The organism is Streptomyces ossamyceticus, from assembly GCF_001418475.1.
Lineage (GTDB): Bacteria > Actinomycetota > Actinomycetes > Streptomycetales > Streptomycetaceae > Streptomyces > Streptomyces ossamyceticus.
The window spans coordinates 10,514-33,612 of the sequence record NZ_LIQX01000275.1; the positions used below are offsets into that span (position 1 = coordinate 10,514).

13 protein-coding genes are annotated in these 23,099 nt (G+C 67.9%); 3 read left to right on the top strand and 10 right to left on the bottom strand.

Annotation, left to right across the window (positions count from 1 at the left end; genetic code table 11):
• Positions 1–65 precede the first annotated feature (65 nt).
• The 5 genes from drmB to AOK15_RS21360 form a co-directional block, all read right to left on the bottom strand.
• Complete coding sequence (drmB, locus tag AOK15_RS21340) at positions 66–1,931, bottom strand: DUF1998 domain-containing protein (RefSeq protein WP_055519283.1); 1,866 nt, start codon at positions 1,929–1,931, stop codon at positions 66–68.
• Complete coding sequence (locus AOK15_RS21345; RefSeq protein WP_055519285.1) at positions 1,928–5,182, bottom strand: helicase-related protein; 3,255 nt, start codon at positions 5,180–5,182, stop codon at positions 1,928–1,930. The genes drmB and AOK15_RS21345 overlap by 4 nt, the downstream gene beginning before the upstream one ends.
• Complete coding sequence (locus AOK15_RS21350) at positions 5,179–7,083, bottom strand: UvrD-helicase domain-containing protein (protein ID WP_205632187.1); 1,905 nt, start codon at positions 7,081–7,083, stop codon at positions 5,179–5,181. The genes AOK15_RS21345 and AOK15_RS21350 overlap by 4 nt, the downstream gene beginning before the upstream one ends.
• Positions 7,080–11,846 carry a DEAD/DEAH box helicase gene (locus AOK15_RS21355; protein WP_055519289.1) on the bottom strand — a complete coding sequence of 1,589 codons (4,767 nt, stop codon included), beginning with the start codon at positions 11,844–11,846 and terminating at the stop codon, positions 7,080–7,082. Before AOK15_RS21355 ends, AOK15_RS21350 begins: the two co-directional genes overlap by 4 nt.
• Before the next feature lie 209 nt (positions 11,847–12,055).
• Positions 12,056–12,259, bottom strand: coding sequence for a hypothetical protein (locus tag AOK15_RS21360; protein ID WP_055519290.1), 204 nt, complete (start codon positions 12,257–12,259; stop codon positions 12,056–12,058).
• A gap of 540 nt (positions 12,260–12,799) precedes the next feature.
• Between AOK15_RS21360 and AOK15_RS21365 the strand changes: the two genes are divergently transcribed.
• From AOK15_RS21365 to AOK15_RS21375, 3 genes are read left to right on the top strand one after another with little or no spacing between them, the layout of a single operon-like run.
• Entirely contained in the window at positions 12,800–14,944 is a 2,145-nt protein-coding gene (locus tag AOK15_RS21365) for a helix-turn-helix transcriptional regulator (RefSeq protein ID WP_055519291.1), read from the top strand.
• A 3-nt stretch (positions 14,945–14,947) separates the two neighbouring features.
• Positions 14,948–15,943: a hypothetical protein gene (locus AOK15_RS21370; RefSeq protein WP_055519293.1), complete on the top strand. Its 996-nt coding sequence runs from the start codon at positions 14,948–14,950 to the stop codon at positions 15,941–15,943.
• Positions 15,940–16,818, top strand: a complete 879-nt coding sequence (locus AOK15_RS21375) for a DUF6339 family protein (protein WP_055519295.1) — start codon at positions 15,940–15,942, stop codon at positions 16,816–16,818. Before AOK15_RS21370 ends, AOK15_RS21375 begins: the two co-directional genes overlap by 4 nt.
• A 49-nt stretch (positions 16,819–16,867) precedes the next feature.
• On the opposite strand, the gene AOK15_RS21380 is transcribed toward AOK15_RS21375, so the two are convergent.
• The 5 genes from AOK15_RS21380 to AOK15_RS21400 all read right to left on the bottom strand — a co-directional run bounded on the left by AOK15_RS21380 (position 16,868) and on the right by AOK15_RS21400 (position 22,814).
• Positions 16,868–18,229, bottom strand: a complete 1,362-nt coding sequence (locus tag AOK15_RS21380; RefSeq protein WP_055519297.1) for a DNA cytosine methyltransferase — start codon at positions 18,227–18,229, stop codon at positions 16,868–16,870.
• An 11-nt stretch (positions 18,230–18,240) separates the two neighbouring features.
• Positions 18,241–19,236, bottom strand: coding sequence for a DNA cytosine methyltransferase (locus tag AOK15_RS21385; protein ID WP_055519299.1), 996 nt, complete (start codon positions 19,234–19,236; stop codon positions 18,241–18,243).
• Positions 19,224–19,634 (bottom strand): very short patch repair endonuclease, encoded by a 411-nt coding sequence (locus tag AOK15_RS21390; protein ID WP_055519301.1) that lies wholly within the window; start codon positions 19,632–19,634, stop codon positions 19,224–19,226. Before AOK15_RS21390 ends, AOK15_RS21385 begins: the two co-directional genes overlap by 13 nt.
• Before the next feature lie 506 nt (positions 19,635–20,140).
• A complete protein-coding gene (locus tag AOK15_RS21395) occupies positions 20,141–21,151 on the bottom strand; it encodes an SEC-C domain-containing protein (RefSeq protein WP_055519303.1) in 1,011 nt (336 codons plus the stop codon).
• Between the two features lie 187 nt (positions 21,152–21,338).
• Positions 21,339–22,814 carry a glycoside hydrolase gene (locus AOK15_RS21400; protein WP_055519304.1) on the bottom strand — a complete coding sequence of 492 codons (1,476 nt, stop codon included), beginning with the start codon at positions 22,812–22,814 and terminating at the stop codon, positions 21,339–21,341.
• Positions 22,815–23,099: the final 285 nt, after the last annotated feature.

A 23,099-nucleotide genomic window follows, 5' to 3' on the forward strand; every position in this document is an offset into this window, starting at 1 on the left:
TGCTGTGCTACGGGACCGGCATGAACGTCAAGTCTCTTGTCGGTCCCGATCGCGGAGCGCTGATCTCACTGGTCCAACAGATGAGCGAAGAAGCCCAGACCCGTATCCTCCGGCATGCCGACGAGCAGCGCGCGGTCGAGCAGGATGTTGTTCTGCTCGCAGCTCGTCTCGGGGAGCATCACGCAGGCGTGGCACGCGGCGAGATTGGTACCGCCCGTGCCCGACGCCTCGGACTCGACACAGAGTGGGTCGGAGGAGCACCACGCGGCACGGTCGACGGCCGAGCGGATCGCCTGGTCGAGACGGTCGGGCTCGCCCTGGGCGACCAGCCCGCCGAGGCTGCCCGCCGAGTCGCTCGTCGCGGTGTAGATGAGCACTCCCGCCATGTCGTCGGCCGCGTACAGACGCTCGCGCAGGGACGCAGCCGGGTAACCGGCTTCAAGGCTCCACTCGTTGATGAGGACGTGGGCCAGGGTGTGCAGCAGCACCATGCGAGGGGTCGCCGGTGACGGAACGACACGACTCGGGTCGCCGGCCCTCTGCTCCAGCACCCGCTGGTGAGCGGCGCGCATCCGCTCGACCCGTGCGGCCACCGCCGTGGCCTTCTCCCATGCGCCGAGCCGCTCCTCGTCCAGACGCAGAAACACCCCCTCACCACGCACCTCCATGGCGGGGAGCCAGCGCATGGGGGAGGCGGAGAGCGGCATCTCCTTCGACTCGGTCGTGGAGTCGGGGTCGGCGAGTCGGGTGAACGCCTTGAGGGCGCGTACTTCGCGGAGCTTCTTGACCAGCATCGGGCCGGTGACACCGAGCCGCCCGAGTACCGTCTGGTCTCCCAGCGGGGTCTCGCAGACAAACTGTTCCTCGTGAGAGTGCTCGCTCTCCGCATTGCCCGAACGGAGACGCTCGTACTCCTTGCTGCGGAGGGCACGGTAGCGGTGGTCGAAGTTGGGGCCCGCCTCGCCGTCGGAGTCCTCCTCGCGTTCGGCGTCGAGCAGCTCCATCACCTCGTCCAGCGGTACGGGGCACTTGCCCTTGAAGACACCCTTGAGATAGATCTCGACGTGTTCGCGCTCGTCGTACTGCCGGAGCGCTTCCCAGTGTTCGGCCAGCGGATCCGCGCGTCCGTCGCTCCACGGCGGGATGGAGAGCGCCGACTTCAGCACCGGCTGCCACACAGCGGAGGAACCGCGCTGAAGTGTGCGCAGAGGGAGTCCACACTCCTGTGCGGGTGCGGACGTGCCGAGCCATGGACGGGGCCCGAAGCACTTCAGCCCCAGGTCCTTGAGGGCGTTCCTGCGGAAGGACCCCTCCATGGAGACCTCGGGAGCCTTTCCACAGGTGCAGGAGACGAGGATCGAGCGGAGTGAGGCCGTGCGTCCGGACGTACGCAGCTTCAGCTTTCCCCCGCACTGCCCGGTCGTCGAGGCACCGCGATCCGTGGAACGGTGCACCCACTGCCAGTACGGAAACTCTCCGAGGTGCCCGGTTTCGCACGCGACCACGAAACGGGAGGGAACGAGATCGACCTCACATGTTCCGCAGACGCTTCGACCCGCCGGAGGGTTGAAGTCGCGGTGCCGCTGCAGGTCGTTGCACTCGGGGCAGGAGTGCATCAAGGGGAAACGCCGGACCCTTAGGCCGTCCTTGCTGCTGTCGTCGGACGCGGGTGGCAGCCGGAAGTAGTCGACGTCCAGCAAGCGGGCCAAGCGCCGTTCGTGGATCCGTGGGGACTCGTGAGGGCTCCAGCTCTGGTCGGCGTCGTCCAGGCCGGAGACGACGAAGGACTCGGCGTCGACGGCGATGAGCGACCCGATGCCGTACGTGGTGATCGCCTGAGCACGGCGGACCGTGCCCCGCCGCGGGAGGTTGTGTGCGGGGACGGCGCTCTTCCCGTCGGTCCGGCGCCGGCGGGCGGGTGGTGGAGTCATCGGGTTCCCTCCATGAACAGGGCGGACTCGGCGTCGACGTCGCGCAAGCTCCACAACGTCGCCCACGCCTCGGCGTCCTCGGACTCGTCGTCGTACGCCTTCAGGAGCGAGGGTGCGCGACTGCCCCGCTGCGGTTCGAAGAGCAGGCCGCCGTCGATGTCGGCTTCCGTGCACCACCACTCGACGAACTCGTCGAAGGCGCGGGCTGCGGCCCCGACCTCCTCCGGTGAGACCATTTGCACGCGTTCCAGGAGGATGGACCTGATACGGCCCCGGAGCACGTGTTCGTAGGACTCGACCTTGCCCGCGCCATCGTTGGGGCGCGCGGCCGGGATCAGGATGCGGGCGAGAGCGACGATCACCGCGTGCAGACCCCGGTCGCGGGCACGGGCGGAGAACGGTGTCACCGAGGTGGACTCGACCTCCCGGTAGAGGGCCGAGTGGAAGTGCTGGAAGCTCTCGTAGTGCGAGCGGTCCCGGGACCGGGTCGAGTTGAGCATGACCGTGACCAGCCCGGGGTGCGCGCGGCCGACACGGCTCGTCGCCTGGATGTACTCGGCGGTCGTCTGCGGCTGACCCATCACGGCCATGAGACCGAGCCTGTCCACGTCCACACCCACCGCGATCATGTTGGTGGCCAGAAGGACGTCCACCGCGTCCTCGTCGGGGAACCTCTTCTCGATGCCTTTGAGACGCGTCGGAATCTCGCTCGCGTCGACGCGACTCGTCAGCTCCGAATAGTTCGTGACCGAGCGGACCGTCACCCCCTCGCGCTCGGCCAGCAGTTCCAGATAGGCCACCACGTCGTCGTGGACCTGGAGTTCGGCGGCGGAGAGCAGCCGGAGGCTGTTGAAGTAGCCGACGAGACTCCAGTACGCGTCGCGCACCTTGTCGTCGGTCTCCGCGTGTTTGGCCCGGTGCAGCAGGGTGGCGTACGTGCGGATCAGGAGTGTGGACTGGCTGGTGCCGGGCGCGAGGAGACCGACGTAGCGCCTGCTCGCCTTCTCCTCGCGCGGTGTCTCCACGGCGAACCACGAGTCGCGGGCGTCCAGTCCGGCGGGCGGGAACTGACGAACGCCGCGTGCGAAGAGGTGGCGGCCCTGGTCGGCGGCGCGGCGGATCGTCGCCGTGGAGGCGATCACCTTGGGTCGGTCCGCGAGCGCGTCCACGGCGGTCTCGTAGAGGCCGGTCAGGGTGCCCAACGGGCCGGAGATCAGGTGCAGCTCGTCCTGAATGATCAGCTCCGGAGGCGGAGTGCCGTCGTTCGGGTCATCAAGGTTGAAGAGCGCCGAGGTTGCCGGACGCCACGGCATCGACGCGAACTTGTCGACGGTGGCGATCACCAGTGTCGGCCGTGCGTCGTACACCGCCTCGTCGATCAGATGGACGGGCAGGCCGTCGGTGAACTCGCAGTCCGTACCGGGACAGCGGACGTACATCCGCCTGGCATTCTCGTCGGCCTCGTAGTTCCGGGCGTCGAGGCGGGTCCCGCACCAAGGGCAGGCGTGCAGCTGGACGGGGTTCTCGGTGGCCAGGCGCTTGTCGAGGCTCCTGCGCAGCTCGTCCAGCTTCTGGCCGGCCACGGCCAGCGTGTTGGGGGTGGCCGAGCGTCCTACCCACATCCCGATGGAGAACTCTTCGTGTCCCAACTCGGGCGTGTGGCGTCGCATGTTTTCCATGGCGCACAGCAGGATCGACGCACGCTCGAACTGCTGGAGAGTGAGCAGCCGCAGTGTGTAACGCATGAGGACGGTGACACCACCACCCTCGGCGCCCTTGCGGATACGACGCAGGAACGACGTGAGGGCGATGAGCCCCAGGTATGCCTCCGTCTTGCCACCACCCGTGGGGAACCACAGCAGATCGGAGATCTTCCGGTCGCGGTGTTCGGGTTCGTCGATGCCGGCCAGGCAGAGCAGCACGAACGCGATCTGGAAGGGGCGCCAGCGACCGGCGGACGGGTCGGGGGCTCCGAAGCGTCCGTTCTTCACCCAGGAGCTGCGGGCGCGCTGGTCTGCCATGGCGCGGTTGGCGAGCCGGAACGCTTTCATCAGGTCGGGCTTGGTCCGCAGCAACCCGATACCTTCGCGGATCCGGTCCAGAGCCTCACGACAGGCATCCACCTGGTTATGCGCGGGCTCCTCGTGGGTTTCGCCCGCCAAGGCCTCTGCTTCCGTCGCCTTGCGGTCGATCCAGGCCTGGTATCCCGCGGCGAGATCCTCCAGAGCAGCAAGGACTTCGCTGTCGGACTTCTCAGCCAGCCCCAGCATGGAGAGTGCCGAGCTGTCGATCTCCGGATTGGAGTCGGTGAGCAGCACCTCCACCGTGGGAACGAACTCGCTCCGTACCTCGGCGACGGCGGCCCTCCGGGTGTCGGTCATGCCGATCGGCGGCGGGGTCCAGTCCCATTCGGCGGCGCAGCCGTGACCGACGGCGAAGGTCGGAGCGTGGCGGTGCAACAGCCTGCTGGTGGCGACCTCCCTGTCATGGGCGAAGGTCGGCGCGGGACGCTCGACGAAAGCGGTGGAGCCGTCGACGGCGCGGACGGTGAGCCCGCACTGGAAGAGGGAGAACGCGTCCTGCAGTTCACGCTCGCCGACCTGGTGGGTGTTGACCAGGGTGACTGTGATCGTGACCGTACCGGTCGTCGGGTGGGCGCGTCGGACGTTGACGCGCAGCCGCGCCCCGGCACCGAGCTCGAATTTCTCGTCGGGGGCAGGTGTGGCCACGTCGATCTCGGTGTCCGGAAGGGACAACGGTCGGCGCCGCCACCGCTCCCTCTGGTCCGACGTGGTGCGGGCCTCGGCCCGCCGGGCCGCGATCCGCTTGCCCTCCGGATCGGTGGGCTCGTAGACGGCCGCCCGCGCCGAGACCACGATCGTCTCGCTTATGGCCGGGTCGACCGCGAAGGTCAGCCCCATCGACGAGGGGCGGCGGGATCCTGCCGCCCCCACCTCCTGTGCGGTACCGGACTCCTCGATGTCGTCACGCGTGCGCAGCGGAGCGATGTCCAGGCCCTCGTGCTCCGCCTCGTCCTCACGCATACGCTGCTCCGCGGTGGAGTCGGCCGACCGTGGATAGAGAACGCCGGTCAGATAGCGATCGATCGGCGCGTCCTCGGCGAGGATCTCGTCCCGATCCTCCGGCGCCGCGTCCGCACCTGGACCGAGAAGCTCGCGACGGAGTCCCCGCAGCAGTTCCTCGTCCCGGACCCGATAGTGCTCGGAGTGCAGACCTGCCCCTTGCGTCATGTGCGCTCCTCCTCGATCTCGCCGGCCCGTCGGTACCTTCCGATGCCGGTGATCCTGGGGACGATCCACGCACCACGCTCACCGAGACCCGCGTTGACGCCGGCAGCGGCGCTGCCCGTCACCGTCTCCAGGGTGTCGACCCGAGTGCCGTGGATCTCATCGGGCCACCAGGGGTCCCACGTCCTGTTCACCTTCTGCACCTGGAACAAGTCCTCCCGGAACCGCTCCGACGCCTCACCGATCTCCCTGCCGTCGTGCACCAGAGCGTACGGCGGGCTCTGGCACTCACCCATCGGCAGATCGTGGCGCTTGCGCAGCACGACGTCATGCCCGGGGCCGACCTGCGTGAGGAGGTACGCCTGGGTCGCCACCGCGTCGGTGTCGTGGCCGGGTGGGCTGTCCCGGCAGATGTCCCCCGCCTCGGCCACGAGGCCGTATCTGTCGTAGGACCGCCATCCGCCGACGTAACGGCGGCCGTTCTTCCGGCCGCCCGCTCGTTTGAGGATCGGTAGCTCCGGTGACCGCGCGTGATACAGATCCTCACGGGCACGAGTCATCGCCACGTACAGGGCTCGGGCCTCGGCGGGGAGATCCAAGTCGTCCTTGTACTGCTTGCGCAGCTCGGCGACGTTCGGTGGGGTCAGGACGATCACCCGGTCGAACTCGAGGCCCTTTGCCCTGTGTACGGTGGAGACGATGACGCGCGCGGTCTCCGGGTCGGCTGCCTCGTCGGGGAAGCGACCATCGGCGACCGCACGTCGCAGCCGGTCCAGATCGAGCACACCGCGCCCGGCCGACCGCGCGACGCGCCGCAGCACCGCCCAAAGGCTGGCCACGTCCGGTTCGTACGGCATGGGGATCTCCGCGAGCAGCGAGCGGAAGCGGTCCTCGGCGAGGCCGGTCGCCTCGGTGCGGCGCAACAGTTCAGCGACCCAGTACGGTACCGGCCGCTCTTCGAGGGGGCGCCGCAGCCGGTGCTCGACGCCATGATCGTGGAGCAGACCGGAGACCACCAGAGCCTCTCGGTTGTCGCGCGTCAGGATCCCGCAGGTGTCGGGGAAGGTCCGCAACCCTTCCAGGGTGAACGGCTCGGTGAGGTCGCCCATGTCGTTCGTTGGATCCAGAAGCAGCTCGCGGAGTTCCTCGTAGAGCGTGGCCGCCTCGTCCGCATCGGTGACCTTCTGGAGTCGGGGCCCGTGCGCCAACGCGATCCGAGCCTCGGGGGTGACGGCTCGGAAGTTACGGGTGAGGTGTAGTTCCACGAGCTCGTCGGGATACGAGCCGCGCAGCCAGTCGAAGAAGCGACCGGTCTCGTCCGCGCGTTCGGCCGGGTCCTCGATCTGGAAGCCGTAGACGGACTGGGCCGCGTCGCCGACGACGGTGAAGCCGCAGCTGTCCTGGTACCGGTCGAGCAGCGTCTCCACCAGCTCTCGGCGGCTTCCCACCAGGTCCTGCACCTCGTCGATCACGACATGAGCGGGCGGGACGGCATCGCCGGACTCCAGCGCACCCTCCTCGATCGCACGTGTCGCTGCGCTGATCCGCTCGTCGAAGCCGACCGCAGCCCACGCGCTGTCCGGCTGCGACTGAGCGAGCACCCCGTACGCCCAGGCGTCGAAGGTCTGGGCTCGCACCCGGTGGGCCCGCTCCCCGTGCCGGACGATCCGCTCTCGCAACTCCCGGGCGGCGGCTCGGGAGAAGGTGAGCACCAGGATCTCGGCGGCCTCCAAGGCCTCGTCGGGGTCCTCGTGACCGCACAGCGCGTCGAGCCGACGCACCAGCGTGTGCGTCTTTCCCGCCCCGGCACCCGCGGTGACCAGAACACGTGCGTCCCAGGGCTGCTCGACCACGGCCCGCTGCTCGTCGGTGAGTGGCGGGCTGTCGAGGTAGGCGTCGGTCACTTTCTGCTCCAGAGGTGCTCGAACTGGGTGAAGGCGAGTCGGGTGTCGAAGTTCGCGATGTTGTCGCTGACGTTGAGGATCAGGCAGGTGGGCTTACCACCGTTGAGCGGACCACGCAGACCGCGACCGATCATCTGCTGGTAGACGTTGGTGCTGTAGACGGGGCGGGCAACTACCACGGCGCGGGTGGCCGGGGCATCGAATCCCTGGGCGAGCACGCCGTAGTTGGTGAGCACCTGGATGCGTTCCGCGCGGAACTGCTCGACGCGTGTGCGGCGGTCCTGCTGGCTGGTCGTCGAGTCCACGGCCGCGGACCGGACCCCCCGGTCGTTGAGCATGGCCGACAAGTACTTGGCGTGGTCGACCGAGGTGGCGAAGAGCAGCGTCGGCCCCTCGTCCGCCAGACTGGCCACCGACTCGACGATGCGCCTGCTACGAGCGTGGTCATCGGCGAGCCGCTGCTCGGCGGCACGGGACAGCACCGCCATCCGTTCGGCCTGCGCCTTCTCGTCACGGGTCAGTTCGATCCGACCGCCTTCCAGAGTGCGGTGCTCCACCTGGGCGAGCATCCCCCATTCCTGGAGGTCCCGGTACGGATCACCGGACGGGAAGACACCCTCGTCGAGCCTACGGTTCCCGAAGCGGCCGACCAGACGGCGGGTCTCCTCCTCGTTGGTGTTGCGGAAGGGAGTGGCCGTCAGACCGAGCAGGTGTCGGCCGGTCTCGTACTGGGTGAGCCCCAGATGCCGCAGGATCGCGGTGTATCGCGGAGAGACGGCGGTGTGGGCCTCGTCCACGATCACCAGCGCGGCCTGACGCAGCCATGCGTACGGTTCGGTGTCCAGGCAGCGAACCAACGTGGCGTCGATGGCGACCACCAAGTGGGGGTGGTCGACGACGTTGCCGACCTCGTTGCCGCCCCAGAGCCGGCTGATGGTGAGTGGACGCTCCGCACCGACCTTGCTCCAGACGAACTTCCAGCTCTGCACGGCCTGTTCGCACAGCTCCTCGGTCTGCGCGATCCACAGCAGCGGTCCGTTCAGGTCTCCGACGCGCTTGACCCAGCGGATCACGGCCTCGGCGGTGACCCGGGTCTTGCCCGCGCCGGTCGGCAGCGACAGCATCCCGCGCTGGGGAGCGAGGCGGTCGAGCATGGTCGTGATGTTGCGAACCAGGTCCTCCTGATAACCGTGGAGGCTAGGGAAGTCCCGAGGGCCCTCGACGGTCTCGAACGCTGGCGGTGTCGGCGTTCGCGAGCCGGCGAAGGACGCCGGCAGCTTCAGGTCCGAGACGAAGGCGACGGCGGACGAGGAGCCTGTGTAGGCGACAGGCGCGTCCGGGAACCGTGCCTGGATGTCACGGGCGTGCTGATGGAGTACACCGTCGCCGTGAGCGTTGAAAGCCATCTGCGCGATCCGCTGCCCCGTTGGCTGCGCACCACCGGTTGCCTGCAGCTCCGCCTCCATCAGCCCTTCTGGGAGACCGGTCCGGAGCGCCTCCGCCCCGATCAGCAGCTCGATCTTGGTGACCACGTCCTCGGCGTCGCGCACGGCCTTCCGGGCCGCCTGTATCGCACTGTCCCGAGCCATCCGGTCCTGGTGCTCGAGCACGGCGCGACAGCCTGCCGCGCCTAGCCCCAGACCGAGTTCGCGGTCGATCAGGCGGAGCATCGGCTCGGGTTCCAGCGGGACACGCACCTTGACCGTGCTGTCCTGACGGACGGCGTCCAGCGGGGTGGCCTGGGTGCCGTTGGGCGTGCGGGTGACCTCTTCCAGCTCCGTGCACCGCTGCACCATGCTGTTCCTGTTGGAGCTGTTGAGGCGTCGACGCACGCCGGGATACAGCTCGACCAGTGGCACCGGATCGCCCTCCACCACTTCACGAGTCTCGCGGCTGATCACGTCGGAGTAGCGTCGCATGCCCCACTTTTCGACCATCAGCTCGGCGTCCCCAGCGGTCGGCACGAGCAGTGCGGGGAGCTGCTCGGCGCGGAGCACCCGATATTCGGCTGTTCCGACGGCGAGCGTGATCTCGTCGTCGGGACGGGTTTCCCAGATGTCGCCGATCCGGCAGCGGGTGAGCGCGTCCTCGGGGAAGTCCGCTCCGAATCGGGTCAGCATCACGTAGGTCGCTCCCACGAAGGAGTCGTCCTCGCTCCGGGACACCTGGTCGAGGAGCGCGTTCCAGCGGTCTGCCGGAACCTCGTCGATCGTCGCCGGGAGCCGCAGTTTTCGGGCCTTCTCGGTGGAGAGGTCGGCGACCGGCAGCACATCGCGATAGGCGGCGAGCTGGGGGCCGACGGCTTCGCTGAGCGGCTTGATTCCCTGGGATGTGGCGACCGTGCCGTAATTCCACAGCATCCAGCGGATTGGGGATTCCACAACCTGTCGGGTGCTGCTCTGCGCACCGATCTGCCGGGTCCAGTTGTCCACCACAGCGTCGTCGGAAAGCGCCTTGAGGAAGGCGGCACGGGACTCCACGGACAGCACGCGGAACAAGTGGAGCGGGCCACCGATGGCGGCTCCCTCGACCCTCAATCGGCTCAGGGGGGGGCGATGCGCGTGACTGTCCAAGACGCGAAGATAGTCAGAGTGCATGGCTTCCCGGTACTCCTCGTACCAGGCCTCACCCTCTTTCGGACGCACCCCTGTGGTAGGCCGGTCCCGTAGGCCGACTTGGGCGAAGAAGGCCACATCGTCGGAGTGGAACGCCATGTCGACGGCGACGGTCGGGTCACGCCGCTCGTCGACCACCCTGCCCGGAAGCATGCAGTCCTGGACCGGCCGGAACCTCCCGTCGGCAGTTCGCACGCGCAGAGTGGAGGCGGGTGCGGCAACCCGCTCCAGCACCTTGTGCGTCAACTGGCGGATCCCGGCCCTACGGAACAGCTCCCAGAAGCGTTGCCACTCGGCGTCCCGGTATCCATCGAAGCCCTGGTCGAGGACGCTGATGAAGCGCCCTTCGAGGTCGGCCTCGCGGATGCCGAGAACGTTGAGCACGTGGGCCAGCGACGGGTCCTGGGCGAGTGCGGCGTCCACGTACACGAGGGACTCACGCAGCCCCCCCTGGTCCGCGCGGCGGAACACTCGGCCGGGCACGGGCGCGACGAGTCCGTGCTCCTCGGTGAGCACGATGCGGGCCTTGCGGGCCTCCTCCGCGTACGGCGAGCCCACCTCGATCATGTTCGCAAGGATCTGGATCGCCACGCCCGAGGCTTCGGCGGTACCGCCTCCGACCAGGGCCTCCAGCCATTCGCGGACGTCGGCTCGCCCGTGCTTGGCCGCGTCGAGGATGTGCTCGACCTTTCCGGAACGCAGGGAGTCGACTTCGACACTCGGGTGCAGCCAGTTCGAGGGGCGACCGGGGCACTCGTGCCACATCCGCAGCCACCCGGCCACCCTCTTCAGGTCCTTCTTGTCGAACTTGGGGTGAACGCGCAGTTCGGCGGGGGCGCGCAGAACACCGTCCTGGTCGGGCAGTGACGGACGGGATGCGGCACGGGCCCAGATCTCCCGGGTCAGGTATTCGTCCGCCCAGCTGATCGCCTCCTTGACTCGCCCGGGAAGCAGGGGGAGGTAGGCGGCAGGGTCCTCGGCGGGCGACAGAGCGGGCAGCGACTCGACGACCAACGCCGCCGACACCCTGATCATCTCCTGGTTGAAGGGTGAGGAGTCGAGCAGATTCTGCCGGTCCTCGTTGGTCTTCCATGCGCCGTTGAGAATGCCACTCAGCGACATTTCGTACTTCGTGGGGAAGAAGGACCAGAACCTGCCGCGTCCACGGATCCGCGAGTTGACATACAGGCCGGAGGTCGGGTCCTTCTCCAGGGCGGGAACACCCCAGGAGAGGTCGAGGGAGACGCGGTCATGGAGTTCGCCGGCGTCCGCGCGGGCCGCAGGACCGGGCGTGTGCGAGGTGGTGAACACACGCCAGCGGATGGTGCTCGTGGTCTTCCCGCTCCTTTCCTCCATCACGGTGTGCAGGTCACCGATCTGCTTCGTGGTCAGAACGCGGCGAGCCACGGGTCGGGGACGACGGTCCTCGAGAACGACCTTCGCGACGTGCGGAGAGAAGAGTTGGAAACCCACGGGGAACTCGTCGCGGGGCTCTCCGTGCTCCTTGGCACGCCCGCCGTGCATGTCCAGAGCCAGCCGGCGGTCCGCCTTCGGCAGCAGCGGCAGGCGTACGACGGTGGTTGCCCAGGACAGCAGTTCGTCCAGGACGGGGTCGGCGGCCCGCTCGGCCTGCTCGTCGAGCGGTCGGGCCATCCGTAGCACGGGGGCGTCGAATTCCTGGCCGTATCGAGCAGCCACGCCGGGCACGTTCTTGATTTGCTCGTATGACCAGGAGCGGTCGAAACCGAAACTCCCGGTGCTGCTGAAGAATTCTGGGGCGTTGGTCACGACGAGGACTGATTTCACGCCAACACCGAACCTGCCGATCTGTCCTCCGCGCTTCTTCGACATACTCATTCGAAGAATTGTCTCAGCACCCTCGGGTGTGACGGGATTCCCTTCGTTCGCGCAGTACAGATGGGTTTCTGTGAGGACGACGTGGACGCGTCCACCGGGCTCGTCGGCGATTTCATCAGCCGCGTTCTGAACGAGTTCGAAAAGCTGGCGATCGCCGTATCCACCCTGAGTGATGCGACGCTCGCCGTTCGCGTGTTCGGCCACGAGACCAGGGTCCACGGAATATGTCCTGAGGACGCGGGAAGACTGCTCGATAACGGTTTCAATTACCGGAGACGACGAAGGCGACACTGGTCCTGCACTCCTGGAGTGGTAAGGGGTTCGGGCGAAGGTGGCGTAATGGGCCGGCTGCTGGCGGCTGTGTACAGCCGGCCCATGGGCGTGCGAGTAGTGCTGAAGGGTGCGCAAGAGTCCCCGCCTCTTCACCGTGTTTGCGCAGGTGAAAGCGACAGGTTCCTGCTTCCGGGGGTCATGGCCGCACGGAGTGGTGTGGAGGGAGGTCAGTCCGAGGGGCAGGTGTCGTCATCGGGCGGCTCAGTGTAGTCCCGCAGATGGGGAAACCTTTCCAGGAATTCTTCTTCGCACGGGTGACCTCTCAGGAGGTCCGCTGCCGCCTTGGGCTCGATGCTTCCCAGCGCAATGGCGGAGTTGAATGCACTCAGGCCACGCTGAGAATCCAAGTCGTGGTCGTAGTACTCGTCCATGGCAGGTCCCCCTGTCGCATTCGGTCGCACACAGGGGTGCATAAAGGCACGGCTGCCCCCTCGCGAGAAACGGGTATAAATGTCCTGGTCACACGTTTCGTTGAATTCAACGCTAGCAGGATGTGGAGCCTTCTGACTAGGCGTCAAGATAAGGAGGTTTCTCGGGCCCGTTTGTCTGCACTTGCGACGCGCGTCCCCCGCTCGATATCTATTTTGGGCACAAATATGGCAGGCCGCCCGATTCCCTCGACCTGTAGTCGAGCCGCAAGCAGGGTGAAACCCTCACCACCTTTAATAATACCTGATGATGATCGGCGAGGTCAACGCAACTCCCCCTCCCGAGTAGGGAGTTGCGCGGTCCGCATGTGAAGTTTGGGGCAAAGGAGTCAAACTTGGACAACCAACCCTACGGGTCTGAGCGGTCCTGGCGTCCGAGCCCGATCAACTGTTGGTTGACAGTGTTAACCGCGTCAAATTAGCCTCCTGGATCAGTCGCCTGCGAGCTGCAAGCGACTCCGAGGGGAAGCGCAGGTGGCACGGTTGGACACAGGTGAGGAGTTCGGGCCCTGGTTGGCCCGACAGCTCAAGCTCGCGGGGAAGACGCAGGCCGAGCTGGCCCAGGAACTCGAGCTGACGCGGGCAGCGATCTCTGCATGGATCACCGGACGATCGACGCCCCGCCCCACTGTCATGGCGGACATCGCCAAAGCGCTCGGCACGGACGTCGGCACAGTGCACACCCGTACCACCGACACCCAGGCCGGTCTGCCGATCACCTGGTACCACCGCCCTGGCTACCCCGACGGAGGTCGTGACCTGGGCAACGCCGCGGCCTTCGCGTTCGACGCCGACGTGCAGGTACTCGCCCGTGAAACCTGCCAGAACAGCCTCGACGAACGTCTCACCGAGAACGGCCGACCTGTCAGAGTCCGCTACACGCTGCACGAACTGACCGGCGAGGCACTCGCCGCCTTCCGTGAGGCGATCCTCTGGAACGACCTGTTCCCCCACTACTCCGCCGTCTCGGAGAGCGCGGGAAACCAGAAGGTCGGACGGGTCGTGGACGCCGGAGTGCGCGACATGTACGAGAAGGGCCGCCTGGTCCTGCTGCGGGTCGACGACTACAACGCGTCCGGGCTCATCGGTGACGACTACGCGGACGGCAAGTTCGCGGCGGTGGTCAGGCGACAGCTGGAGAGTCTCAAGTCGGGTCCCGTCGCGGGCGGTTCGTACGGTCTGGGTAAGGCGACCCTGTGGGCCACGAGCGCGCTGGGGCTCGTGCTCATCAACTCCACTTTGTCCGTGCCCCACGAGGGACGTACGCAGCGACGGGTCATCGGGCGCCTCGAACTGCCCTGGCGCGAGGTGGGCGGCGAATCGTACGCGGGCCCCGCCTGGTTCGGACGCCCCGATCCCGACTCTCCCGGCGCGAGGGTCGCCCGTTCCTGGTGGGCGGACGAGGAGACTGTCGCTCGGCTGCACCTGACCAGGGAGAGCGACGAACCCGGCACGTCCTTCCTCATCGTAGGCGCGCACGATGTGGCCAGCCTGGAGGAGGACGGGAGCGGTGCCGACGACGAGTCCATGGACGACGGGGACACGCGTGACATCAGCAGGATGCACAAGCGTCTGGTCAAGGCGCTGGGGCGGGATTTCTGGGCTGCGATGACCGGTGGCGGCAGCAGACTTCCCCTCCTGGAGGTCTCCGTCCGTGCCCTTCGCAATGGCCAAGTGGTCGTACCGGAGCAAAAGGTGGACCCGTCTGCCGAGCAGCCCGCCCGGACGCGTGCCCTGCGGGCGCACTACGAGGGCGCCACTGTGGATCGGCTCCTCGAAGCCGGCCAGGTGGCAGCACGAGGTGTTCCACTGAAACTGCCTCTGTCCGGCGGAGCCCGGGGAACCCTCGGGACCCATCAAGCAGTCCTATTGGTCACTGATCTGGCCAATGACGCCGAAAACGGGGACGGAGCACAGAATCAGGTGCATTCGCTAAGGGGCAACCGTATGACCGTCAAGACGGCCGGAGTCCCGAATCTGCCGCTCGGCACGAACCCTTTCCAGGCGGTACTGCTCGTGGGTGAGGCAGCCGGCGAAGCTGCCCCCTTCGCGAAGGAGGCCGAGGAGTTCCTACGCGCGGCGGAACCGCCCGAGCACGATCGTTGGGGACAGACCGACGAGTTGACCCTGCGCTGGTCGCCTTCCGCGTATCGGCGGATCAACGCGCTGACCACTGAGGTCAACAGCGCGGTGCGAGAACTCGTCGCGCGGCCCAAACGCGGTGCTAGTGAGGGCGGCGTAGCCCTGCGCAAGGCGTTGACCGTGAAGACGAAGCCCAAGGCGAAGGCACCCTCCGGGCCGGTGGTCCCGGTCCTCGACGGGCTCGACGCGACGGTGGGCGACGACGGGGAGTGGCAGATCACCGCGGAGGTGAGCATCCCGCGCGGTGACGAGATCGTTCCGATGGTGCCGGTCGCCCAGCTCGACGTGCGCTCCGGCGGTCGTCCGACACTGGACTGGGCCGAGCTGGTGGCCGTCGAGGGCTGTGAAGTGGAGGACGGAGTCCTGCGCTTTGCGCCCGGCACCCGTCGCGCGAAGTTCCGTGGACGTACTGACGTCACCAGCCACCCGGTCAGGACCATGCTCACTCGCCTCGTCCTCGAACTCCGCGCCGGCAAGGGGGAGTGAGCCGTGAAGATCTATCCGTACAAGCGGCTCAACCGGCCGGTCGTTCTCAGAGTGACTTCGGTTTCCCTCAAGCTCTCAGACGGCACCCGCGATCAACTGGAGACCACCGCCTACTCCACCCAGCAGCAGACGGTCGCGCTCGGCATCGCGGGCCACACCGACTGGGTGAGCGCCACGATCGGCCTCTCGGCGACACTGCCGCCCGGAGCGAACGCCCCGGACGCGGCCTGGTCCGACCTGCGTGTCCTCGCCGTCCTGACAGACCGTGAGACCAATGTCCGTACCTCCGCGGACCTCACACGTGACGCGGAGGACGGCCGTGACTGGTCGGGCTCCTTGGAAGTGCTCCGTGACGATCACGTGGGTCGGGCCTCCCTCGCCGTGTACGCCGTCGGGACGGTGGACGGAGTGCGCGGTCGGTCGATCGCCGAGACCGATCGGAGCTGGCTCGTCGACACGGTCTCCGACGAGCCGGTCCGTGGACTGCAACTGGACGTACAGAAAGCCTCGTTCAGGAAGAGTTCCCGGGAATGGTTGCAGGCGTACGCGGACGCGCCGTGGATCGTGGACACTTCGGCCCGAGTCCCCACCGTGTTCGTGAACACGGATGTCGAGGGAGTCATCGGCCTGCTGGACAGCAACGGCTCAGGCGTCGACAGCAAAGTGCGTGACCTCCTGGTCGCCCAGATGTCCACCGATGTCTGGACCGCGGTGTTCCACGGCGCCATCGGTGACCTGGAGGTGGAGCCCGGCGGTGGCCCCGTCTTCCCGACCGACTGGCAGGGGGAGGTGCTGCGGGAGATGCTCCCGGACGTGCTTCCCGGCGTACAGGTCGAAGAGGCCCTGCGGCAGGTCCATCGCCGCCGCACCGGAGAGTCGGGCTGGGTGGAGCTCCAGACCCGCATCCACTACGCGGCGGTCCGCCGTGCCGATGCCACCAAGGCGCTCGCCTACGTCATTCGCAGTCTGGAACAGATGAACCGGGAGAGTGAGACGTGATCACTGCACCGAGCCACGTACCGGATCGCCTGGCGCTGCTAGCCACCTCGGCCGTCGATCCGTTCCTCACCGAGGAACTGCTCAAGGGTGAACATGTGCATGGCGGCATCGACCTGGCCAAGGTCGTGGAGCCGCTTCCCGAGGACGACGCGAGGTGGTCGGTCGAGCCGGTCCGGAGCCTGGTGGAGGACGCCATGTTCGAGTTCCGGCCGGACCGCACCCGAGCCGACGCGTGGCTCGCGCCACGTCTCCATGCCACGCTGCGTCTGACTCGGCGAGAGGCCGCGGACAAGCGTCTGTGGAACCACCTCGCCTTGGCGGTGGCGCCCGACTACGTCGCCTGGCGGCACCTGTCGGAGCCGACGGCGAAGCGGCCGGAGAAGCGTATCGCCGCAGAGCGCTTCCGGGGGCCCGCCGACCGTCAGTGTTTCTCCCGGCTCTGGTGGGCAGCCGAACTCTTCCGGAACGGATCGGATTACGAGCCGGTCGCCGCCGCCTGCGGAAACCAAGACCTCATTCACACGGTTCTACGCCTGGATTTGATTGACCACCGGCCCACCGCCCAGGCGCTGGTCCGCCTCCTACAGAGCGGACAGATCACCACGGGACGAGAGATCAACGGTCTCAGTACGGCGATCAACGCGGCCGGCGCGACCTTGGTCTACGACGTTCTCGCACCGGATGAGCCCAGGAACCCGGTCGTTCTGGGGGACTGGGTGGCCGAGGCGGGATCGGCACCACCGGTGGGCCGCCACGAACTTCCGCAAGGGCCCGACGAGGAGCCCGCTCCGGAGCAGTCCGTGGCCGTACTCACCCGCTACTTCGCCGAGCTGATCGAGACCGCGCCAGTCCGGGGCAGGAAGAGTACGGAGTGACCGGCCGGGGCTGTCGGTCACTGAACTTCCCTGCCCGCGAACGGTCTTGCTAGCCCGTGTTCCGGCGCGGCCGCTCGGAGGATGGTGCAGGCGCCTGGTCCTCCGGGCGCGGGCACCTGGCGGTGCAGTCGTCCGCCGCCCCGCAGCCATGGCTTCGCAGCTTGGCCCGCTGCTCCTCGGTGGCCGCCGGCCACGGCTGGCTCAACGCGTCAGGGTTCGGTGCGGGAAGACCGATCGCGGCGCCCAGCAGGTGTGCTCCGAACAAGGGTGGCACGGCGTTGCCCACCTGCTGGGCCTGTGCCTTGCCGGACCATGGATAGTCCGGTGGGAAGCTCTGCAACATCCCCGCCTCGTTCATGCTGAACCGCGCGCCCTCATAGACGATGTCCGCGTTGAGGTGTTGGAACACCACGAAGCGGGAGATACGACCGGTGACGGTGAACGCGGGTTGCTGATCCCCTCGCACGCCGCGCCTCCCGGAAATTCCGGAGCTGCCGTAGTTCGAGCGGACCAGGAAGGGGGTCTCGCGTCCCGGATGTGTGCCCACAGGTTCGGCCAGCACCTCACCCATCGACCTCCAGGGCTGCAGGTCTTCGTCACCGGTTTCCCTGTGCTGTGCGGTCACCGGGGCCGAGGCTTCGTCGAAGGTCGGCTGATGGGCCTGACCTGATGAGACCCGGCCGTCCTCGTTCCTACGGTTCCATGCCTTGGCCTCGTAGGAACGGTGGGTCGGTGCAGGAAGCGACGGCGCGTCGAGACCGTCACGACGAGCGATCAGTACCGCGCGGGATCGCTTCTGAGGGACACCGTAGGTCTCGGTGTCGAGGAGGCCGACGACGACGTTGTACCTGGTGCCGTCGGGGAGACCTGTTTCCTGCAGCACCTTGGCGTAGTGGTGCCAGAGTTCCTCGACTGAGGGGACCTGTTCGAGGACGATGACGTCGTACGGGCGCTTTCCCCGGTTCGGGCTTCTGGTCGCCTGGACTGCGTAGCGGAGCGGCTCGAGGACCAGCGCGGTGCGCGGATCGCTGAGAGTCTTCAGGTCCTCGTCGATCGTCGCGTCGGATTCTCCTGCCGTCAGTCGCTCGATGTACTCCTTCACCTTGTTCAGGTTCTTACGCCCGGCGCCGTGCCCAGCCACGGAGTAGGTCTGGCAGGGAGGCCCACCGGCCAGCACATTGATCTCAGGGGGCAGAGCCTCGAAGGATTCCCTACGGACCGCGCTCACGTCGGCGTGCAGGGTCTCCAGCCCGGCCGCGTATCGCGTGAGACAGGCGCTCTTGTCCCACTCGATGCCGAGACTCGGGATGCCGAGCGTGTGCCCCGCGACATCCAGCCCCCCGGGTCCCGCGAAGAGATCCAGGACAAAGGGTTTGTCGAGGATGGACTGGTGTGGCGCCGTGCTGGTCATGTGGCGGAAGTCTAGCCGGCTGGAGCCACTGCCGAATCCTTGTCCAACGCCTCGGCGATGGCCCGCCCCAGGGCCTCTCCGACGGGCGGGGGTGTCGCGTGCCCGATCTGTCGATATCGGGCGGTCTTGCGGCCGGCGATCTGCCACGATTCGGGAAAACCCTGCAAAAGCGCGGCCTGCTCGGCCGTGAGCTTCACCATGCCGTGCCTACCCAGCTGGGGATCCCACACGAAGTCCGGGCCGGGAACCTGGTCGCCCACCGTGTGCCCGTCTACTCCCATGGTCGCCCATTTCCGCTTGGCGCCGGTCGGCCCGAGGTCGGCGCCACCCCGGTTCTTCGAACCGCCGACCAGAGTCGGAGCCGGTTGATCGGCTTGGGCTGCCCAGCGGGCGGCCTCCTTCCAGCCACGCGCGGCCATGGAGGATCCGAGGGTGTCACCGACCGTGCTCGGCTGCGACACGGTGGGCGCGGGAGGCCGGAACGCCGTCGCCCGCTGTCCTTCGACGGCCACGAGGACACCTTGCCTGCGGTTCTGCGGCACGCCGAAGTCGATCGCGTTCATGACGAACCACGAGAACTCGTAACCCAGGTGCGCCAGTTCGGCGCGAGCGAAATCACGGAAGTGCTGATACTCGTCCGAGTGGGCGAGGCCGGGGACGTTCTCGATGAGTACCGCACGAGGCCTGATCGCATGGACGAGATAGATGGTGGCTTCCAACAGCCGTTCTTCCGTGCTCGAATCCGACCGTCCGACGGTCGCACTCGACTTCACCCTTGGCAGCCCGGCCGCGAGGAGATCCACGTCGTAGCTCACGGGATGGTCAGCGGGGTCGAAGTCGAGTAAATCGGTGTGCAGCACGTTCCACTGTGGTCGATTGGATCGCAGTGTCCCGACAGGAACCTCGTCGTCGTCCAGCAGCAGGCGTGGTTCGAATCCCGCTCGCTCCAAGCCGAGGGCCAAGCCCCCGGCCCCGGAGCACACATCCACGAAGGTCAGTCCCCCCACGCTTCACGTCCCTTCGTTCCCTCTGCCAGACGTCGCTGCACAGCCGATGCCACTCGCACGGCCACTTCCTCAGGAGCTTCATGCTCCCAGAACCGCAACACCATCCATCCCTCTGCGGTCAGGTGCTCCGTCGTCTCCCGATCGCGAGCCATGTTCCGGTCCAGCTTGTTGCGCCACCACTCCGCGTTGGACTTCGGATGCGTGGCGTGTTCTGGGCACCCGTGCCAGAAACACCCGTCGATCAAGACGGCCACCTTGGCCCGGGTGAAGGCCACGTCGATGCGTCGCCGGGCCATGCCCGGCACCGGGTACTCGACGCGGTAGCGCAACCCTTGGGCGTGGAGCAGGCGGCGCACCGCCAGCTCGGCGGCGGTGTCCTTGCTCACCTGCCTGCTCATGCGTGCCGAGACGGCGGGCGACAACGGCTTCATCGTGCTCAAGGCGGCGGTGCCTCACGATCGTGGCTCGGTCTGGGCGGTTGTTGTCCGAGTCGATCGGAACGCCACCCCTGGCTGCGATTCGATTCCATCACGAGGGCGTGGCCAGCCGCACCGAGTCTTGATGATCAACGCAGGAGGGTGCATGGTGGCGGCCGGCGCCGCCGAGGTTGCCCTTGGGCCACTCGCTTCTCTGGAGTGTCGCGCCTCCGCGGCCCGCGTCAAGGGCGCTGCGCGTCGCCTGCGGCGATCGGCCTGCGGCCGACCCTTGACCCGGGCCGCTCCAGCACGGGGGAGAAGCGAGCGCGCGGCCCGGAAAGGTGGGTGGCCCGGCCGAGTTCAGGTGGAGGTCGGCCGGGTTGTGGGACGGGGGTCGGGGCGCGATCTCGCCTCGCAAGCACGCCGGGTCGCTCAGCGGCTTGCGGAGAGTGGGGGGTGTCTCGGTTCCGCCCGTACGCGATTCGGGACTACGCCCCGTGGCACCCCTCGTACGGCTCCCCCGACCCGCACCAGCACGCGCTCCCCCTCTGCGGTGGCCACTCCACCGCCAAGCCCCGCGCCGCCAGGGTCGTCGCGTACTGGGGGAGGAGGGTCGCGTCGTCCGGGGAGGTGCCCTCCGAGGCTGCGAAGGCCTCGTAGGAGGGGACCGTGCCGGTCACGATGCCCAGGTTGGGGGTGCCCGACGAGGCCAGTTCGCGCAGGGAGGACTCTATGGTCGCCAGGTGGTCGTCGTGCGACGGGTACTCCGCCAGGAGGCCCGGGTAGGCCGTCACCAGTTCCGAGAGTTCCGTGGTCGGCCAGTGGAGCACCGCCACCGGGAACGGGCGGGACAGGGCCTCCCGGTACGTGCCCAACTCCGCGCGCAGGCGGGAGATCTCCGCCTGGAGTTCCGCCGGGTTGTCCGAGCCGAGGGACCAGACCCGTTTCGGGTCGTGCAGCTCGTCCAGGGAGACCGACGACGAGTGGAGGGTGTCCGCCAGCGCGTCCCAGTCGTCGTGCGGGGCGCCCAGCATGCGGCGCACCCGGTGGCGGCCGAAGAGGAGAGGGCGGGTCGCGTACGGGGGCTCCGCCACGTCCGTCAGCAGGAGCAGCGCGGCCGCCGTGAACGTGTCCTGGGCCGCCTCCAGCTCGTCGTGGGCCTCCAGCGCCTCCGCCACGATCACCCAGGGCGCCGGGTCCCGGGGAGCAGTCGCCCGGATGCCGTCGATGATCGCCCTCGCCTCGGCCTCGTGGCCGTACTCCCAGAGGTTCGAGGCCTTGAGGGCCCGTACGAGGTGGGGGTTCTCCAAGGGGGTGGTGGAGGCGAGCAGGCGGTCGTAGAGGGCGGTCGCCCTGGGGCGGTCGCCGGCGAGTTCGCGGTGGGCGGCGGCCTGGATGAGGAGGTGTTCCGCGTCCTCCGGGTAGAGGTCCGCGGTCCGCTCCAGGCGGGCCGCTTCGGCGGGGTGGTCGACGTTCTCGGCAGGCGTGTCGGGGCGCATGGACGACACCGTACTGCCCGGGGAAGGCCCACGGGGTGGTGGTGCGGGGTGCTTCCGGCCGGTTGTGGGTGGGGGCGGGCCGGGGCGCGACTTTCGCCGTGCGAGCGGGTGCGGCTCACGCCGCTCCCGCTCCGGCCCGCACCACCCTGCTCCGCCTCGCGCCACCGGCTCGCACCACCCCGCTCCGCTAGATCGTCACCCCGTCGATCTGGAGTGTCTGTACCGCGCCCGCCGCGAACGGGACCGCCACCGACTTGCCGTTCAGGCGGGTGTCGGAGTACGCGCGGTAGCGGTCCGTGCCGCCCGAGGTGTGGGTGTTCCAGCGGGGGACCAGGCCGTTCGTGCCGCCCGTGACCGTCGTGAAGCGGGAGAGGTCGAACGTCAGGGTCTGGGCGGACGAGGCGGTGTTGATCGCCACGATCACCAGACGGCGGGCCGCCGCGTCGTACGCCGCCGCCGTGTAGCTGGAGCCCGCGTCCAGGATCGTCATCCCCGGGCGGATGTGGCGGCTGAACTGCGCCATCACGTAGTACTTCGTCTCGATCGCGCCCGGCTGGAGCGTGTTCGCGTCGTACTTGATCATGCCCCAGCCCGCCGTCGGGTCCATCACCTGCCAGTAGACCCAGGCCGTGGGGTGCAGCCAGCGGAAGTCGTAACAGAGGTTGCGGGCGAGGGACCAGCCCGTGCCGTCGCTGTCGCCGGTCTCCGAGTTCCAGAGCTTCTTGCCCGCGGTCGTCACGACGTCCGTGTAGAGGAGGTCACGGCGGCCGTTCGCGCCCTGGTAGCCGTGCACGTTCACCTGGCTGACCAGGCCCTTCGTCGTGGCGTTGAAGGAGTTCCAGGTCGAGCGTGCCGTGTCGTAGTTCGTCTCGTCGGACGCGGAGATACGGACCGACTGCAGGCCCCGCTTGTCCAACTCGCTGCGCATGTAGGGGAGTACGGCGGCCTGGACGGCCGGGTCCATGTGGCAGCCCTCCTGGGTGCCGGTGGCCGTCCACCATGTCGACGCCGGCTCGTTGAAGGGGTCGACCGTCGCGAAGTTCACGCCCCAGTTGTTCTTCGCGCGCAGGGCCACCGCCGCCAGATGGGAGGCGTGCTGGCGGTAGTTCCAGGTCTGGAGGTTGTTGCCGCCGCCCGAGGCGCCCGACGGGTTGTGGTTGCTGCACATCCACCACATCGGGGAGTTCGCGAACAGCTCGGTGGTCGCGCCGCGGGCCACCGCCTTGGTGAGCGCCGCCCGCTGGTTGGTGTCCGCCGTCCAGTCCCAGGCCGAGGACGCCGGGTCCTCGTTGTTCCAGTCCTGCCAGTAGCCCTCGATCTGCTTGAACGCGGGGATGTTGGGCGACACGACCATCGACTCGCCGTTCACCGAGTTCGTGCTGCACGCGCCCAGGTTGTAGCGGGCGATGTTCATGCCGAGGCCCGGCAGCGCGGTGCCGTTGTACGTCGTCGTCTTCGTCGTGAACCACAGGTCGGCGAAGTCGTCCCGCGCGCCGAACACGTTTGCCCACCAGGCGAGCGAGGTGCCCCAGCCCTCCCAGGTGCCGTACTTCGTCCCTGGGCTGATCGCGATGGTCGCGTCCGCGTGGGCGGTGCCGGTGGCGAGGGCGGTGCCCGCGACCGCGCCGCCGGCCGCGGCCAGCAGGGCTCTGCGGCCCAGCACCGGGGAGGCGGAGGTGCGTGGTTCGGGGCGGTGGGCATTCCTGGGGTTCTGCGGTGCGGGTGAGGAAGCGGTCATGTCAACTCCGGGTTGCGGGTGTCGGGGTGGGGAGACCCCGGGGGGAGGTGGAGAGACGCAGGAGGGCCATCGGAAGAGTCAGGGGTGAACCATGAGGTTGTCGAGAGGTGTGACAGCGCTTTCTCCGATTTATTTCAACGGTTGTGAGAAGGGCAGATAAAAGCCTTGCCGTCCGTGATCATCCGGTTGCGGGGAGAGAGTCAACCTGAG